The sequence below is a fragment of the Neptuniibacter sp. UBA6509 genome, from assembly GCA_002435145.1.
Taxonomy (GTDB): domain Bacteria; phylum Pseudomonadota; class Gammaproteobacteria; order Pseudomonadales; family Balneatricaceae; genus Neptuniibacter.
Map to the genome: position 1 here is coordinate 14,249 of DJLT01000088.1, position 17,442 is coordinate 31,690.

The 17,442-nt window shown below is 41.6% G+C and carries 18 protein-coding genes; 2 read left to right on the plus strand and 16 right to left on the minus strand.

Annotation, left to right across the window (positions count from 1 at the left end; genetic code table 11):
- Positions 1 to 146 precede the first annotated feature (146 nt).
- From B4K11_RS10875 to B4K11_RS10945, 15 genes are all read right to left on the minus strand, one after another.
- The gene (locus tag B4K11_RS10875) at positions 147 to 437 is read right to left on the minus strand and encodes a hypothetical protein (RefSeq protein WP_292951814.1); all 291 of its coding nucleotides are present in this window, start codon (positions 435 to 437) and stop codon (positions 147 to 149) included.
- Positions 438 to 594: 157 nt separating this feature from the next.
- Entirely contained in the window at positions 595 to 1,281 is a 687-nt protein-coding gene (locus B4K11_RS10880) for a transposase (RefSeq protein ID WP_292951812.1), read from the minus strand.
- Between the two features lie 126 nt (positions 1,282 to 1,407).
- Positions 1,408 to 1,632, minus strand: a complete 225-nt coding sequence (locus tag B4K11_RS10885; protein ID WP_292951810.1) for a hypothetical protein — start codon at positions 1,630 to 1,632, stop codon at positions 1,408 to 1,410.
- Positions 1,622 to 3,613: an RHS repeat domain-containing protein gene (locus tag B4K11_RS10890; RefSeq protein WP_292951807.1), complete on the minus strand. Its 1,992-nt coding sequence runs from the start codon at positions 3,611 to 3,613 to the stop codon at positions 1,622 to 1,624. Before B4K11_RS10890 ends, B4K11_RS10885 begins: the two co-directional genes overlap by 11 nt.
- Positions 3,614 to 4,141: 528 nt before the next feature.
- Positions 4,142 to 4,552 carry a DUF995 domain-containing protein gene (locus B4K11_RS10895; protein ID WP_292951804.1) on the minus strand — a complete coding sequence of 137 codons (411 nt, stop codon included), beginning with the start codon at positions 4,550 to 4,552 and terminating at the stop codon, positions 4,142 to 4,144.
- Complete coding sequence (locus B4K11_RS10900) at positions 4,540 to 5,352, minus strand: alpha/beta hydrolase (RefSeq protein WP_292951801.1); 813 nt, start codon at positions 5,350 to 5,352, stop codon at positions 4,540 to 4,542. Before B4K11_RS10900 ends, B4K11_RS10895 begins: the two co-directional genes overlap by 13 nt.
- On the minus strand, positions 5,352 to 7,001 hold the full coding sequence (locus B4K11_RS10905; protein WP_292951798.1) for an ABC transporter transmembrane domain-containing protein: 1,650 nt from the start codon (positions 6,999 to 7,001) through the stop codon (positions 5,352 to 5,354). The genes B4K11_RS10900 and B4K11_RS10905 overlap by 1 nt, the downstream gene beginning before the upstream one ends.
- Positions 6,979 to 8,034, minus strand: coding sequence for a hypothetical protein (locus B4K11_RS10910; RefSeq protein WP_292951795.1), 1,056 nt, complete (start codon positions 8,032 to 8,034; stop codon positions 6,979 to 6,981). Before B4K11_RS10910 ends, B4K11_RS10905 begins: the two co-directional genes overlap by 23 nt.
- An 11-nt stretch (positions 8,035 to 8,045) precedes the next feature.
- Complete coding sequence (locus B4K11_RS10915) at positions 8,046 to 8,675, minus strand: hypothetical protein (protein WP_292951792.1); 630 nt, start codon at positions 8,673 to 8,675, stop codon at positions 8,046 to 8,048.
- A gap of 17 nt (positions 8,676 to 8,692) precedes the next feature.
- Positions 8,693 to 10,042, minus strand: coding sequence for a sensor histidine kinase (locus B4K11_RS10920; protein ID WP_292951789.1), 1,350 nt, complete (start codon positions 10,040 to 10,042; stop codon positions 8,693 to 8,695).
- Positions 10,043 to 10,045: 3 nt separating this feature from the next.
- Positions 10,046 to 10,705 (minus strand): response regulator transcription factor, encoded by a 660-nt coding sequence (locus B4K11_RS10925; RefSeq protein ID WP_292951786.1) that lies wholly within the window; start codon positions 10,703 to 10,705, stop codon positions 10,046 to 10,048.
- A gap of 2 nt (positions 10,706 to 10,707) precedes the next feature.
- Positions 10,708 to 11,022 carry a PepSY domain-containing protein gene (locus B4K11_RS10930; RefSeq protein WP_292951783.1) on the minus strand — a complete coding sequence of 105 codons (315 nt, stop codon included), beginning with the start codon at positions 11,020 to 11,022 and terminating at the stop codon, positions 10,708 to 10,710.
- A gap of 502 nt (positions 11,023 to 11,524) precedes the next feature.
- Positions 11,525 to 11,794 (minus strand): hypothetical protein, encoded by a 270-nt coding sequence (locus B4K11_RS10935; RefSeq protein ID WP_292951780.1) that lies wholly within the window; start codon positions 11,792 to 11,794, stop codon positions 11,525 to 11,527.
- Positions 11,795 to 11,936: 142 nt separating this feature from the next.
- Entirely contained in the window at positions 11,937 to 12,572 is a 636-nt protein-coding gene (locus tag B4K11_RS10940; protein WP_292951777.1) for an MOSC domain-containing protein, read from the minus strand.
- 273 nt (positions 12,573 to 12,845) lie between these two features.
- Positions 12,846 to 13,184, minus strand: a complete 339-nt coding sequence (locus tag B4K11_RS10945; protein ID WP_292951774.1) for a zinc ribbon domain-containing protein YjdM — start codon at positions 13,182 to 13,184, stop codon at positions 12,846 to 12,848.
- Between the two features lie 462 nt (positions 13,185 to 13,646).
- Here B4K11_RS10945 and dctP point away from each other — a divergent pair, with 462 nt between their 5' ends.
- Both dctP and B4K11_RS10955 read left to right on the plus strand, forming a co-directional pair.
- Positions 13,647 to 14,717, plus strand: coding sequence for a TRAP transporter substrate-binding protein DctP (gene dctP / locus B4K11_RS10950; RefSeq protein WP_292951771.1), 1,071 nt, complete (start codon positions 13,647 to 13,649; stop codon positions 14,715 to 14,717).
- A gap of 36 nt (positions 14,718 to 14,753) precedes the next feature.
- Positions 14,754 to 17,000, plus strand: a complete 2,247-nt coding sequence (locus tag B4K11_RS10955) for a putative bifunctional diguanylate cyclase/phosphodiesterase (RefSeq protein ID WP_292951768.1) — start codon at positions 14,754 to 14,756, stop codon at positions 16,998 to 17,000.
- Positions 17,001 to 17,120: 120 nt separating this feature from the next.
- On the opposite strand, the gene B4K11_RS10960 is transcribed toward B4K11_RS10955, so the two are convergent.
- On the minus strand, positions 17,121 to 17,442 hold a 322-nt coding region (locus tag B4K11_RS10960), incomplete at its 5' end, for an alanine:cation symporter family protein (protein ID WP_292959375.1).

A 17,442-nucleotide genomic window follows, 5' to 3' on the forward strand; every position in this document is an offset into this window, starting at 1 on the left:
GGAAGTCCATACTGATAGGGTCTGTGCAAAAGACAACTATCAGAATCAGCTCAGGTTACAAGACCTGAGCTTTTTTCTTCTAGCCTCTACGAATATTGTCAGCCTTTCAGACTGAATAGTTTTCAGTTTAAGTCATTCATAAATAGCTACGATTCATCACCTCCTTTTTTAGCAACATCAAACGGAACCCCAACCCGTTGGCATGCCAGAAAACAAGCGGCATCTCGTAGCAGCGCAAACTGCCCTCGCCGGTGCTTCATGGAGAATAGTGGAACAGGGATCACCTTGCGTGTAATAGCCTGCCGATAAGCATGCTCAGAAGGGTAAGCCAGAATCTTTTGTAGGTCTGACAGAGACAATATCGTCCCATACTGAATGGAGAGCGATGCTTCCAACTCACGAGCTAGCTTCTCAGCTTCATGGTATTTATCAGTCATAACCCATGCCTCCTGATGCAACATATACAGACTGTCCCTTAAGCGTAGCCCTCTTCATAGATGGTTTTGTAACTTAATAAAAAAACAGAACCATTTCCTTGATATCGGCCAAAGTATAATCTCACCGTAAATTCCAATGCCCAATACACCCTATAAACTACGTTTCTTTACTCGGGCGGCCTATTTTTCTCGGTTCCATAGAGTAGCCTATTGCATCTTCTATCTGCTTTTTAAACTTTTCAGAGCCAAACGCCAAATTCCCCTTCGTCGCCTCTCTAAGTTCATCAACTAAACCCGGATCAAGCTCATATCTAAATAGGTCTCGATAAGCTTCAAAACGTATAGAATCATCAGCAAGAGCTAAATACGTCGGATGCGGGCTAATAATATCAGAGGCCTCACCCTGAGCATTAACTCTATAGCTACTCCAACGGTATTCGGCCGGATGCTCGACCATAGAGGCTCTCACTGGATTAAGCTCTATGTAGCGATAACACGCCAGCACATAGTGATCTTCAGAGGTAACACTCGATTTATAGCGCCCCTCCCAAAAACTACCGCTACGTTTATACGTCCGATTTATATACTGAACATAACGCTGGCTTAGCGCTTTCATAAAGGAGGATAAAGAGGTAATCGTTGAAGGAGTTACTAGCAAGTGAACATGGTTAGTCATCAGAACATAAGCATGTACTTCACAGTCAAACTCTTGAGCGTATTCCTTTAACCACTCAAGATAAGTAAGGTAATCCTCATCACAATAAAAACAGGCTTGGCGATTATTTCCGCGCTGTATTACATGATGAGGAATCCCTGGAACAGTCATCCTTGCTCGTCTAGGCATATGCAACATCCTTGTGCATTGGCTTTAAGCTTTCTTACTTTTAATGGTACTTTTAATGGGGTACGTCCCCATTATTTTCAAAACACGCTACTCAGTTCCTTTTAATGGGGTACGTCCCCATTATTTTCACTTATGATCTTCATCGCCTTTCATTTTTTTAAAAGTCGATCCGGCAATAAAAGTACCAATGAAAGTTAAACCAATCCCAGTAACGACTATTACAAAACAAATGTCTCGCAGCAAAAGACTATTATAGGCAAGTACAAAGCCAACAATAGCTATTACCCAACCCATAAAAGCGAGCTTAACCCCTTGAGCATATCTCTTCTTTAAATTTTCATTATTCAACACAATGAGTCCTCATCTCGCAGAATTGAATACCAGCAGCAGCTCCATATCCATACCCTAAATTCGCCTTACCTTTAACCCCCCCAGCTCCACTATCAGAGAAGATCGTACTTACATTTGCTGCGATCCCCTTCCCACCAAGTAAGAAAAAGCCCCATCCTTTTGAGTTAGAAGTAGAAAGAGGATCTCCATGCCCTAATGCTCCACCTGCGCCAATTCCTGCAAACCCACCTAGCCCAAACATCATACAGTAGGTTTCCGTAGTGCACATATTTCTTTGACCATCTGCTGCAACATTAAGAGCGGTAGTAAAACCGACTAAACCAGTAAACACAGTTGCATTTCCTTCTGCTCCTGCATTCAGCCCTTTAGCATCACCTCCATACTCTTCTTTTAAGGTACCATCTTTATTAAATTTCTCTTTCAATCCAATATGTAAATCATCATTCAGCGCCCTAGAATAAGCTCCTGTAATCGCACCATTCATAAACTTACCTCCACCAAGAACAGAAGCGGTCCCCCCAATAACCGCAGCAACAGCAGCATTATGAACACGCTCACTTGCTTTCAATACACCATTCATACCTTCTTTAAACAATCCAAGTCCTTTTGTCCCCAATGAAACGGCTTGAGCAGCAACCCCACTGAGGAAACCTTGTCCGAATTTACCGCCCTGCATTTTACCCGTGAGCCCGCCAGCGATTCCATGAGCAATAACTTTTTTAAGCCCTGCAACGCTAAATAAAGAATTAGCTTGGAAAGTATCACCTATATAACCAAAAGCAGCTCCACTTATGCCTCCCATAACAGCCCCTTTAAGACTACCAGTAGTCACTAACCCCGCAGTAGCTCCTGCAATAGCCCCAGCCAAAACTGCATTTTGAGGCATAAACGCAAGATGCGGCATATAAACCATAATCGCAATTGAAACTATCTGTCGCCAATACTTTTTAACAAAATTACCAATTGCTTTAAACGCACTAGAAATAGCCTTAAACAACCCCCCCAAAAAATACCCACTCGGATCGGTATACTTCAGCGGATTATTACTCACATAGCTATAACGGTTATAACTCTGTGTACTATAAGGCGACTGAATATGCGGATCTGCACTCAAGAACCTACCCAGCGTCGGATCATAAACCCGCCCATTCATATGGATAAGATCCATCTCGTCAATATGTTCATGCCCAGTGAAACCACGGTTGGTCAGTATCGGTATCAGGTTTATGCCGACAGTGGCTTCGCGCCAGTTTCCTTGGCGGCGGCTACCGAAGGGATCAAAGCTCATGCGATCAACCACGGTGCCGGTGCCATCGGTGATGGTATCGACGCTGCCGAGGTTGTCTTTGTGCATGTAGCGGGTTTGAACCGGAATAGCAGAGCCATTGTGGTCTAGGCCTGAGACATGAACCGCAACAAGGCTGCTACCTGCGTAGATAAACTGTTTGTGAGTCACTTCCTGACCTTTGGTGATCAGTTCGTACAGTTTGTCTAGGTAGAGTGTTTTTGCGCCATCGCTGCCGGTTTTTAGGTAGCGGGCACGGTCCGGTGCATAGGTGAAGTTAACGGTTTTACCGTCTTTCACCATGCTGGTCGGTTTGTTGAAGCTGCTCCATGCCAATGTACGCCCCGCGCCACTGATCATATTGCCGTTGTCATCGTACTCGTAGGTGTTGCCACCTGCTGAAGTCACTGCATGAGGGCGCGGTCCATCGTATGCGTAACTGCCGACGTCTGATTTGTAGGTAATATTGCCTAAGGTATCGTAATCATAAGTTTTCGTTTCTGTAAGGTTTTCACCGGCGGCGGTGCTGACCACGGTCGAGCTTTTCAGACGGTCTAGGTTGTCGTAGGTGAAGTTTTCCTCTACTTCGGTGATCAGGTCTGCACGTTGGCTCACGTTGTTCAGGTGATCGTACTGGTATTTAAGGTCACGCAGTTTGTCGAAGTTGGCAAAACCGGTTTGTTGTTGCAGTAACAAGCCGTTGGAAGGGTCGTAGTTGTAGACGGTGCTTAGACCATTACCGTGCAGTTCACGGGCGAGACGGCCTTCGGCATCACGCTCTTTGGCTTGCCAGAAGTAGACATGTTGATCGTCTTGAATCAGGGATTGGTAGTCGTTGTAGTATTCGTCATCGCTACCCGGCGCCCAGTAACCAGCAAGCAGTGCTTCGCGGTAGGCGGTTTCGGCAACTTCTAAAAGTAGATCGCTTTAAGTCCGTGCGAACCAGATGCGAGCCAAGCTAAATGAATGGCTAATCTATTATCGTTCTTCTTTAATCTGCTATAGCGCGTTTTGATAAAGCCAAACTAATATTTAATCATTCTGAAAGAATATGTTATCTCCATTCGGATACTGACTTTTATATACTCAATATCAATCGCGCCTTTATTGATAAGAGAATGACCTTTTTAATCCACTGCACAATAATCATCATCGGCAAAAATAACGCGTTCTTTGCCAGACAGAATGTCCTCAGGATGGGTCAGGTCATGCTCATATTTCAAATCAATTATCCAAGACTCTTCCATCAATGAATTGTCTATAACGGATTATCTTTTCAGGCTGACCTTCAGTATCAAGTCTAAATTTATAAAGTTTTATACCCTCTCTATAAATAGATCTACAGCTAAAAGGTTTTCCCTCCATTGCGAGGCACATTTCACCTTTTTCATTGATTTTCCAGGCCCCCTTTCTTTTCTCCCAATACCGTTCCTGCATAACACGGCCATCTGGATGATAGTATGTAAAACTAGTACTCCCTGATATTAGGTTAAATGATTCTACGGTCTTGCCTTCAAATAGACCTACAATCTCATCCGCAGATAACTTTTCAGTGCCGACCGTTTCTTGTTTAACCTGACACCCACTTAGCGCTAAGCCCACTAAGAGAACCCCAATTCTTTTTATATAGCACATACTTTTTCTCTCCTAATATCATTCCAGAACGATTCAATATGGAGCATCATTTCTCCTGAATCTGCACTTGCTTGAAAATCATGCCCAAGATTTGGTAATTGCCTATATTCAACAACTCCAGCCGACATTTTTTGTTTTTGTTTACTAACAGCTTCGACCCAACTCTTAGCCCTCTCTACACGATTACAACCTTGCTGAGCATCTAGACTCTTGGATTGCCTTAAGCTTTTCTCTCTTTTTATATCTTGCTCCCCTACCATCACTAAAATAGGCAATCTAAGCATATCGTCTACTCGAAGCTTTCCTAACCAATCTGGCCATTTACCTGTCCCGTAAGGGAACTCAACAGAGGGGCTGGGAAAGGTGTACCAACCAGCACTGCAAAGTACTAAAGACGCAATATTTTGCGGATGTAGCATTGCATATCGATGAGCAAATTGTGCCCCTCCAGAATAACCACAAAGGTGAATTTTCAAAAAAGGCTGTTGTAACTGTACTTTCAAAGTGATCAAAAGCGTATTCAGCTCAGTGTCAGCTCTGAGGCTAAAAGCATCCTTAGTGATTTGCTGATATCGAGAAAAATCCTTACGACTAAATTCCGGCACCAACAGACCACACCCCAGCTTATCTGCAAGCTTTTTGTAAGCCGCTAACTGGTTTTTATACTCACGGGAGATTCCATGCACGGCGATAATAAAACGATCCGGTTGAGAAAGTTTCACCGGCAAATATATCCATGCGGGCAACGCTTTAGAGGCCGGAAATACCACTCTTTTCTCTTGTCCGGGTAAAGGGAGCATTAGCGTTTCTCCTTAACTAGAGAGCGATGAAAATATACAACGTTCTGTAAACCTTGAGACTCAAGGCCTGTCTCAACAACATTACTTTCTAGATTCCACCGATCGGTATGGAGCCGAGACAATTCAGGTATTTCAACCGCAATTACAATTGCGCCTTCAAAGTGCTCGAACAGCTCACGCATCACCCCTATGATTTCTGGATCTTTCAAAGCGGGATCATTATCAATCAACAGAAGTTTGGGTTTACGTAACAATGCTCGGGCAAGTTTAAACCTAAATACAAAACCATCAGGTAGGTTTGTCCCAAATTCAGAAATAGAAACCTTATCAAGATCGTCGTTACATATTTGGGTAAGTTTTAAAACCTGTTCTGTATATTCAGACTGCTGTTTACGGGCGCCATAGAAAAGATTTGAGCGTAAACTTCCTTTGTGAAGTGGGATCTCTGCACTGATCAGAGACACTGTTTTACCCCATAATGTTGGATGAAAGTTAATACTATCCCGGCCATTAAAGACCAATTGCCCTTTGTCTAAAGGTAATAAACCAGCTAAAGCCATCAACAATGAACTTTTACCTACGCCCTGCCCTCCTGAAAGCACAACTCGAGAAGATTGTCCCAATACTGCTGATAAAGGGGCAAAACGGTGTTTTACTTCCATCTTACGCAGTTTAATTTTTAGCGGTCTAACAGGCAGAGCCTTACGTCCATCATTATCTTCCGGTGTACGATTGAAAAAGCCTGATAGTTTATCCACCGCAACCTGTTTTAGTGTCCACAGCTCATAAAGCCTACTTAACCTGCGCATTTGCGATAATAGATATAACCCTGCGGTCAAGAAAACAGCGATAGATTCTACAGAAATTAGTCCTTGGTTCTGCAGATTCATAGCGCTGATAAACAACACAAACACAGTCCCAAGTAATGCTGCTTCATTAAACCCTCTGATAAAAGCGGAGACTCTTGCCTTGGTCACTTGATGTTTCAATAACCGTCTTGAGCGTTTACGAAACTGGCGCTTTTCTTTCCCCTTTTGATTAAAGGCTTTAATTAGATAAAAAAGCCTTAATTTCTCGGCAGTCGTACGGATCAAATTACCTCGACTTTTTCTTGCCCTCTCAGATGAACTATATAAAAAAGTCCCTATAAAGTAGTTTCCAGCAATAATGATGAGTAAGCAGGGCAGCAACATAGCCCCTAGGGACCAATGAATTTGAATAAGCCCAAATACAGCTATCAACAACCAGATACTTAGTACAATTAATGGCGCTAACCCCTGTACAACCCAGTTTCGTATCGCGCTCATATCATTAGTCAAACGCAGTAAAGTAGCCCCTCCATTTAAAAGCTCTCGATCAGATGCAGGCAAACTAAGTGTAAATTCAAAAATTTGCTCTCTTAGCTGCATGACATAGTTTTGAGCAAACTTTTCAGCGATAAAACGCTCAAGGAATCTACCTATTGCTAAGACAAAAATAACCGTAAGTACGCTAAAGATGTGCAAAAGCGAAAGGGTATAAACACCCGACTCCACAAAAGCCTTTGCTTCATAGACCAAGCCAAGAAAACAGAGCGACTGCACAAGCCCGACCACAATCAGAACTAAAAACAGTGACCAGCGTTGATTAGAAAGCGCAGCGGAGACCATTAGCCTGTTCCCTAGACAAAAGGTTCATTAAGTAACTTGCTGTGCTTTTTTCCTGTAGTTCATCAAGCCGATATACAGGGAGCCCTAACTGTAGACTAACTTCCTCCGCAGCAAGCTCAGATCGTGTAAACAAACCACCTAGGCCATGTACCTGGATACCTTGTTGAATCAGCCTTTCACAGCAATACACCGCCGCTGCCGCACTATCTGCAGCTACAACAGCACCGGATACCTCTTTTAAAAATCTTGGGTCTGATAGCAATTTCTGGTTATCCGGTTGTAAAACACCATCAGCCACTTCAACAATTAACAGATCTGCCCCATTTTGTGTGGCATCCGATTTTATGACTCTCAATAAATCGATGAGACTATTAGCAGACAGGCCCACTGTACTGGGATAACCATTATCAACAAAATCTCTAACACGATAAGCACCTGAATCCAGCATTTTCCAATAATCTGGACCAGCCCCGGTACCCGTTAATTTTGCTCCTGCGGCCTTCACGCCTACATGATTAAAACCTTTGATTATGGAGCATGCCATTGACGTTTTACCGCTATTCATATCACTTCCTAATACGACTAAAACAGGTATAGAAGCCGTATTGGGATGGATGTAAGACGGTTGCAATTTTTTATAATTCTTTAAATTAAGCTTCGTACCCGCTTGATCGATTAAAGTGCCGACTAAAGTAATCTCTGTGGCAGGCTTAACTTGAGCACTTTTTCCAACTACATCTGCTGCAATACCACCAGCAGCTACTAGGTGACAACGTCCCAATGTAGTTGGGGTAGTCGCATGATATTGATCCGTGGCATAGCGATTGCCCGCAACCAGTATCAATTCATCCCCTTTATATAGATGAACTCGGCGCCCTTCCGGGCTCTCCAATCGCCCATGTTGTCTAATCCTATCAACCCTTGCTAGCACTAAGTCCCCCTCTTCAGGAAGCTGAGAAGAAAGTGAATGCGCATCATTCAGATCTACGTTTCTAGTAACAAAACTTCTTTTGGCGGAGCTAATCCGAGACATGTATCACCTCTCTAATCGTTTCTGATTGCATAGACGGTTTGACCTATACGCTTAGCCGTCGCTTTTTCAGGGGACAATAACCTTTCCAACTTAAGTCGTTCACTTCTCCCCTTATAATCGACAGATCGGCGATCGACGACTAACCCTAAAGTTGGTGAATACTTAATCCTTTGTTCCTCTCTTGGTTTAGGGAAAACAGCTTTAAGAAGAATGAAACGAGTGCAGTCATAATTCAGTGTCCGGTATTTTTTTGAGCCCAATGTAAAGCTACCTTTTCCGTCATATAAGCATCTCCAATATCGTTGTAGGTGAGCATCATTACTTGTTTTAGTAAGCTCAAAAGTAACAGACTGTTTCTCGCCCATAGGCTTTATTGCCTGCGGATTACCAAACGCTAGTTTTTGTACGTATCCGTCATTCCTGTCTGGGAACTTTTGATATTTCAGGATAGGCCATGCAGGATAATTCGCTGTTTTGTATAGCCTTTTCCGCTCATCTTCCCACAAGGTCCATCCTTCTCCCTTCTGTATCAATTTCTCAACCGATCCATCTGAATAGATCGCTACTGATCCAATCTGAATATCAGCTTGTACAGATTGAATTGATAATAAAAGCAAACTTGCAGTAAGTATTCGAATCATGATTTCAAGCCTCTTAGCTAATCGACTATGTTATTTCGTACAGTAACATCGACCTTCAATCCCCCTAGGTCGCTATTACTGAAACTAATTGTTCCGTTATAAGTTTCGACGATTGCTTGGCAAATTGATAAACCAAGGCCGTCTCCCGGGCGCGCACTATGTTCATCAATACGAGTCCCCCGTTGGTTAATTTCTGTAAAGAATTCTGCTGCAACACCTGGCCCATCATCCTCAATACTTATTTCAAATTGCGCGTTTGAGGTAACAATGCTTAACCGAACCTGTGCACTCGCATATTTCCATGCGTTATCCAACAGGTTACCCATCAGCTCTAGGGTGTCATCCCGATCAAAAGGTAATTGTGTAAGGTCAGAGTGATAAGAAAAAACAATCTCTTTGCCATGAATTCTGGTTAGTAGTTCTTGTAAAACAGGTAGTTCTTCATCAACCTTAAAAAGACTTCCGGGCATTGGATTTCCAGAAATTCGTGCTCGCTTTAGCTCAGCATCTATGCGTGCTTGTAGCTGTTTAATAATTTGCTTCAAGGTATTTTTTACTTCTGGATCATTCAGTTCAGAAGCCACTATTTGTAACTCTTGCAATGGACGTTTTAACTCATGCGCTAGATTTCCAACTGACATCCTAGAACGCGCTACTTGCCTGGATGATCTATCGACCAATAAATTGATCGAGTCGACTAATGTTTTTATCTCCTCTGGAATGCTCTGAGGAAAAGCCAGTTCGCCCGATACCTGATTCTCTTTTAACGCTTTCTGAATAGGGAGAAGCGATGCAAACCCTTTATTAAGCACTGCTCTTTGCCAAAAAATAAATACAACCGTAAACAAGAGAAGTACTCCCGCAAGATAAGACTCATAAGCTTTCTGCTTCTGATCAAGAGCTGAAATATCTTGAGCAATCCATAACCTAAAAGCTTCTCCTTTTTTGCTAAATGGCTGCTTATGAATGACCCAGAACTCCTCATCGATCCAAAAATAAAGGTAGTCCTCAGTATCACCCTCAACAAAATCACTAGGATTCACTTTCTTATCCCAAAGTGAACGTGAACGAATCTCTCCGTCATCCCACTGCAATATAAAATAGTGGCCAGATCGAACCCTTTGATACACTGTGGATAATGCCTCAGCACCAACTTTCCAGCCATTTTCAGATTTAGAAACAGCTGATACCAGACTTAAAGCGTCATGCTGTAAACGCTCCACTACAATTTCATCGATGAGCAGATGAACGCTTTTATGGATAATAAACATCAATACGAGGAGCAAAGGCAGCATCGCTATAATCAGCCTATACCGGATCCTTTTTTCCAGGGAGAAACTAGCTTTCTCTGACATCTGATCACTCATAAATTAACCCTTGAGGCGATAACCTTGACCGCGAAGAGTCTCTATAAATTCCTTACCGAAGCTCTGACGCAAACGATTGATATAGACCTCAATCACATTGCTATCACGAATCAGTTCCTCTTCGTATACATGTTCACTCAATTGAGTTTTCGACATTATTTTTCCGGGATTTAACATCAGGTAGCGAAGTAACTTAAATTCAATTGCTGTGAGCTCATGCTGTTCACCAGAAGTATCCACTGCAGATTGGCTATCTTGGTTTAACCGAATACCCGCATATTCGATTTCAGAGGAGGATTGACCAAACTTGCGCCGAATTAAAGCCTCTAAACGCGCCAGTAGCTCTTCCACGTGATAAGGCTTCCCTAAATAATCATCGGCACCTGATTTAAGTCCATCTACTCTTTCTTGCCAGGTATCTCGTGCAGTCAGCACTAAAGCGGGGGTTCTGTTTTTCTCTTCTCGCATCTCTTTCAATATATCTAGCCCCGATTTCAGCGGCAGTCCTAAATCAAGCACAATGATATCGAACTCTTCTTCACGTACTTTAAAAGAACCATCTACACCGTCTAACGCGGTTTCAACCACAAACCCAGCCTTGCTTAAAGCAGGTTTAAGGTTATTAACTTGGACTAAATCGTCTTCTATCAGAAGTAAACGCATAACTATTCTTCAAAACCTTCTCTGAGTAATTGTCCTGTAGCCGCGTCAATTTCAAGTTCTAGTACGATATTTTCTGACTGAAGAATCTCAAATTCATAAATCAGAACACCATCATCTTCACGCACTAACTCTATGTCGAGTAAACGCGATTCCGATAACAATGGATGTAATCTAATAATTTCTGACAGTGGTAAAACTTTTCCTGCATCTACCTGCGATAAAGCATAATCAGAACTTAAGTTTTCCGCGCGGGACTCAGCGAGACATAAATAAAAACACAAAAGCAGTACAGTCGATGCTCTGAAAAAAATCATCATTCATGAGTTCCAAGGGAAAATAAAAATTCTGATAACCACAGTGTAGAAAAGATAACTTAAATCAAGCTTAAAAAGCTTGAATAAAAGTAAATAAAACTCCCCTGTAGCATTAGACTTAAAGTAATAATAATTAATTCAGACCAAAGCGGCAGAGGCGGTAACTTCTCGCCCCCTTAGTAACGATTGTTAACCTCTGTGAGCTTTATAAAGAAATGTACTTATAAATTGCGATCTACATAGGAGAGGAAAGAACTAAATAAGAGCGTAGATCAACATCAATCAAATAGAAATGAAGTAAAAGAACGATCTAAAAACAAACATAGTAATAATAGGAGGGATGTAAAAGAAATGTACAGTTTTCATTTTTAAGTATGCAATCTAGCAGCGGTATAGATAACGGGTCATCCTTATACTGCTGCTGTTTACTCTACCCATAATCTACAAAAGAGAAGCAGAGTTTTTAAAAGGGAATATCGATTTTACATGTAGTAGCTTATACTCGTTACTCCACAATCTCCTCTGCACTATCGACCGGTAGATTTTTAACACTTTTAAGCTTCGCCATAAGTGCTTGTCGATTATTGTCGTCCAAGAAGACTTCTGCTATTTGCTCTGCAACATCTTCCTTAACACCCTGCTCTTCTATCATATCGGCAATGTAATAAAGTACATCAGTACGGTTATCCATCTCTTTGGCTAACTTGTGATCCATATACTCCCCTACAACAATGCCTTTCTTGCTGATGACTTGATGTACCGTTCTGATGGTCATGCGGTCTCCATTAAACACAACTAAACTGTATACTTATACAGTACATTTATAACCTATGAAGTACAAGGGAAATCTAAATCTCTATTCTTTTCGCACAGTATCGATCTATGCTCCTATGACTAGTTCGATTAGATGGAAGAGGCTACTCAAATTTCCACTCTGTGGATAAACCGGGAATATCAGTATTAAATGCTTCAGGGGGCATTTTTGATTTTAATTTTTCCACAAAAATTGCCCATACTTCAGCCACAGAGACACTTTGATCAAGCCTTTCTTCCAATTGAAAAGCGTCACCAACTGAAATGATCCCCTCTTCAAGAACCCGATAATACCAACCACTTATTCCTTGCGACATTAACAGCGATGCAATATGTCCATTACCGTATTTATGATTGACCTTCCAGCAAGGACGACGAGGTTGAGACACTTGTACTAAGGCTCCTCCTATTCGCACAATATCCCCAACGTGTACTTTTTTATCATCTATCCCGATACTCGACAGGTTTTCACCTATGGAACCAGGGACAAACGAACTCTCTATATGAGTAAGCGCTTGACGTAACAGAGCATAGTTATCTTCTGGAAAGTGATATAAGGCTTTCTCCAGACCTCCATGTACTCTTTTGTCGACTTGAGTATCACCCTGCAATCCAGTTTTAGTTAACAAGCAACTTGTCACCGGTTCTTTAAAAATACCGCTGGGTGTATTATCGGGTCCTATAGGTTTAGGTTCCCCTATATATAAGTTAGCAACCTCACCTGAATAGCTATCCATCATCCACCTCCGCTATAGAATCGATCCATTCAGCATAGACAAGTAGTTTGTATATTGAAATCTATGAATGATTAGATTTAATGGAAGGGGAAACGCTTATGAAGTTTTGTCTTTTTTACCCCATACAATAAAAGCTATTGAAGGTAAGAAGTAAGACAACAATTGAAGGATAAATTTGAGGCGGGGGTATATGACAGTATTTAACAGTACACTTAAATACAAAGCTTTAATTCACGGGGAGAATTCCTAAAAATCCCCCCGTAATGAATCCAAGTTTTAGGCTTTTTTCACAAACGCAGCCGTAACCATCATATCGCCTGCACCATCTACTTTGCAGTCCAACTGGTGATCTTTGCCATCTACGATACGCTTGATAACAGCTTTTGTACCAATTTTAAGTACTAAAGAGCTTCCCTTTACTTTTAAATCCTTGATCATTGTTAGCTTATCGCCTTCTTGCAGCAAGGTTCCGTTTGAATCTTTAACTTTTATAACATCTTCTTCCGTATCGGGTTCAGAAGGATTCCATTCATGAGCACACTCAGGGCAGATCAATAATTCCTGATCTTGGTAAACAAACTCGGAATTACATTTCGGACAGGAAGGAAGAGACATGGCGTATTACTTCTATCAATTAATTTGATATACATAGTAATAGGCATGATGTTTTTTGGCGAGCACTTTTACTGAAATAAGAGCATGAAAATCATGTAATAATTGAGTTTGATCATAACAGTCCTATTATTTACTCAACTTTATAAAGCCTTTGCTAAAATATTTTATACGCCTTACTGTTAACGCAATGAAAGATAAGCATTTTTCTTTTTAAGTATGTCTAATTGAAAACTAGCTTCTTTGATTGATCTTTAACCGAATGAATCTAGGTTAAAACGTTTGATATTTGTTCATACTAATAGATCAATCAGCTCAGCTATCCTCATATTTTTTAAAGGATAAAATACTGTTAACCTTTAAGGTATATCAAGCAACTTGATTTCAACACCGGCATGGATGCTCAAAGGAGTCGATACAACTTATTCTGACTCTTAAAACTATGTACAGTGCCGGAGCTATTTCATGTCTATAAAACTCTCTAGCTTTAAGCTTCTTTTTACATTCTTCATTATTGCAAACCTAACGGCCTGCAAAGAGGAAGAAAAACCTGAAGTCTTTACTTGGCAGCTTCAGTCGCAAGCAACTCAAGACAGTATTGATTATAAAGAACTTAAACGCTTTGCAGATAATGTAAGAACTATGAGTTCTGGGCGCTTAAATATTACCCCCCACCCTGCCGGTGAGCTTGCTAGCGGCCCTAATATATACAGTTCGGTTCGAGAAGGGAGAATTCAGATGGGTAACGGATGGCCTAACTGGTGGTCCGCAGAAAACCCCGCTTGGGCACTTATGAATGCGGGACCGTTTGATTTCATGAACCTTGATAGCTCAATGATGTTTTTTCTATCGGGAGAAGGTACTAAATTAGCAAACGAACTGTCTCTACCTGATGGTATCGTTTGGCGCCCCGCTTGGTGGCCGGGGATGGAGTTCGGCTTGCTATCTAAAACTGAAATAAAAGGTTTAGATGACCTTAACTCTAAAAAAGTACGTATAGGCCCAGGTTTGCCTAGCGAGGTATTAGCCGCCGCTGCCGGTGCTTACACTCTTCCAACAGTACCGGAAGAGATCAGACCAGCATTAGAAAACGGAGACCTTGATGCCGTTGAATGGACAACTGCGGGTGGGGCTTGGAATTTAGGGCTTAATGATATTAGCCGTCATGCGATTGTTCCAGCGGTGTGGCAGCCCTCTGTTTTGGCCGATTTCTTAATCAATAAACAGGCTTATGATGCATTACCTAGTGACCTTAAAGCCATTCTCGAAACAGCTATAAAATCTTACACCTTAACAACAACGATGAAAGCCAAAGTCGAAGACTTTGAAGCCTTCAATCTATTCGTTGAAAACGGTGTAAAGATTAATAAATGGAGCCAGGAAGATCTAGAACGCTGGAAAATCATCTCGGAAAGCGTCTTGGATGAATACGGTTCTCGGGATCCAATTAGCAGACGTATTATTGAGGAGAAAAAAGCATTTAAGAAAGTTTATATGGACTATTATCAATGGTTTGGCCCTTATGACAATGAATAAAATACTCCGTCTGATGTTGAAAAAGCGTAAGATCGTATGCTTAGCCGATTAACTGTTCGTCTACTGCTCATTCTCAGTATCATTACTGCTTTAGTCATGACTGCATTCGTGGTTGTACGCTTTAACTCTGCTTCTGATTTAATGCAAAGCAACCTACAAGAACGAAGTCATGCGGTAGCCGAACGTGTCGCTAACTCTGTTCGCCCCACCATATGGAATGTTTACAAAAAAATCTATGATCGCTCCTATACGGTTGAATTAGCCTCCGCCATTTTAGATTCAGAGTTGTCTTCCTCCTTTGTTCAGGGCATCAAAGTATTTGGCAATTTTGGCCACCTTTATATGGGAAGAATTAAAGTTGATGGAGAAATCATTAATTTCACTAATGCTCTCCATTCACGCCGCTGGATAGACAACCCCAACCGCTTACGTATTCCTATAAAAGCGGGCGAAATAACAATTGGCAATGTGGAAATTAGCTTTAGCGATGCCGCCTTTACGGAAAGCCTTTACCATAATCTAATCGTTGAAATCACTCAGGTGGCGATTGTTAGCTTAATGTTTGTTGGCTCACTTTATCTTCTTCTACGCTTTGCACTTGTCACACCCATGCAGTCATTACAAATAGCAGAGCAAGCTCTTGATGCCATTAATGAAGCCGTGTTTGTAGTCGATACCAAAGGAAAGATTCTGGATATCAATCCGGCCTACAGTGATATTACGCTTTATACGGAAAATGAATTAATGGGGTTAGTGCCCAATATCTATTCCTACACAGATAATACCGCCGATATCATGACTTTAATTTCAGAGAATATAACCAATAAAGATCACTGGTCTGGGGAGGTCGTGGGGCAGAAAAAGGATGGGACTAAGTTCCCTGGCTGGCTAAGCCTAAATGAAGTCACACGTAATGACCGAACAGTCTCGTATGTGGGTGTTTTAACCAATATTGCCGAGAAAAAAGAAGCTGAAGATAAGCTAAATACACTAGCCTATTTTGATTCATTAACCAATATTCCTAATAGGCACTCCTTCTTAATGCGCTTTGAAGAGCAATTAGAGTTAGCTAAAAGGGAGCAAAGAAAGATCGGCCTACTCTACCTGGATCTTGATAACTTCAAATGGGCCAATGATCAGTACGGCCATAGTGTAGGGGATCAGCTTTTAAGCAGTGCTGCTGCTCAATTTAAGAAACGATTACGTGATTCTGATGTTCTTTACCGTATTGGAGGCGATGAATTTACCGTTATCATTCCCGAGTATGAAAACGAAGATAACCTTGTACATTTAGCACAAGCCTTGATTGAACAAGCCAGCAAAGAGTATTTAATTGAAGGTAAAAAAATCAGCTTAGGTGCCAGCGTTGGTATATCTACCTACCCAAAAGATGCAGACAACGCCAAAGACCTAATTATTCAAGCTGATACGGCTATGTACCAAGCTAAAGAGGCTGGGCGCGGACAAGTTCACTTTTTCTCATCAGAGTTAGAACAACAGCGACAGAAACATCAGAAAATTGAGGAACAGCTTAAAAAAGCGATCAAACACAATCGCTTACAACTTTATTACCAACCTAAAGTCAGCTTACAACAAAGCACCCCACATTGCAGGAGCGCAGAAGCACTTATAAGGTGGGTAGATAATGATAAAACCATCTATACTCCGGACCAATTTATACCTATTGCCGAGCAAACAGACCTCATCTGCGAGCTAGGGTACTGGGTTATCCACACCGCGTGTGAACAGATATCTATTTGGTCTAAATCGGGACTAGGTCATTTAAAGGTGGCTATCAATTTATCACCTCGCCAGCTACGTGACGAAAAGCTCTACAATTACCTTTTTGAAAAGATGTCTAAATTTGATATACGTCCTGAGCAACTTGAATTAGAGATAACCGAATATGCTGTTATCGAAAACATTGAACAATCACTGATAACATTAGATAAATTGAAGACCTTAGGTGTATCCATTGCTATGGATGATTTCGGCACAGGATATTCTTCACTCAGCTACTTGAAGCAACTGCCCATTGATGTACTCAAGATTGACCGCTCCTTTATTCAAACGTTACCCACAGATCAAGGGGATGTTGCTATAGTAAACGCCATATTCTCAATGGCTAAAGCACTTAACTTAATAGTGGTCGCTGAAGGTGTAGAGAATCAACATCAGCTAGACTTTCTTAGCTCACATCAATGCGATTTAGCCCAAGGCTACTATTTTTCACCCGCCCTAACCAATACAGATTTTATCGAATGGGTTAAAAACCTCTCATAAATCGACAAGCAGCAGATAGGGCTCTGCTCAATAATTAACGTGCAACGTCCCTTACAAAAAAGACCGGGCTAGGCCCGGTCTCTCTCGACTTTTTAACAACTGCTTTCAGTGATGAAAGACTTATTTTCCTTCTAAACTAGGTGATACTTGGTTTTCGAAGTATTCACGAGTCATGCTAAATACAACAGGACTTAGTAACGCCAGGGCTATCAGGTTAGGGATTGCCATCATTGCATTCAATGTATCAGCCAATAACCAAACGAACTCTAAACCGAACAATGTACCGACAGGAACGGCAGCAATCCAAAGAATACGGAATGGCATAATGATTTTCACACCAAACAAGTATTCCGCACAGCGCTCGCCGTAAACACTCCAACCAAGAATAGTCGTGAACGCAAAGATCGCTAAAGAAACAGCAACAATGTAGTTACCTACACCC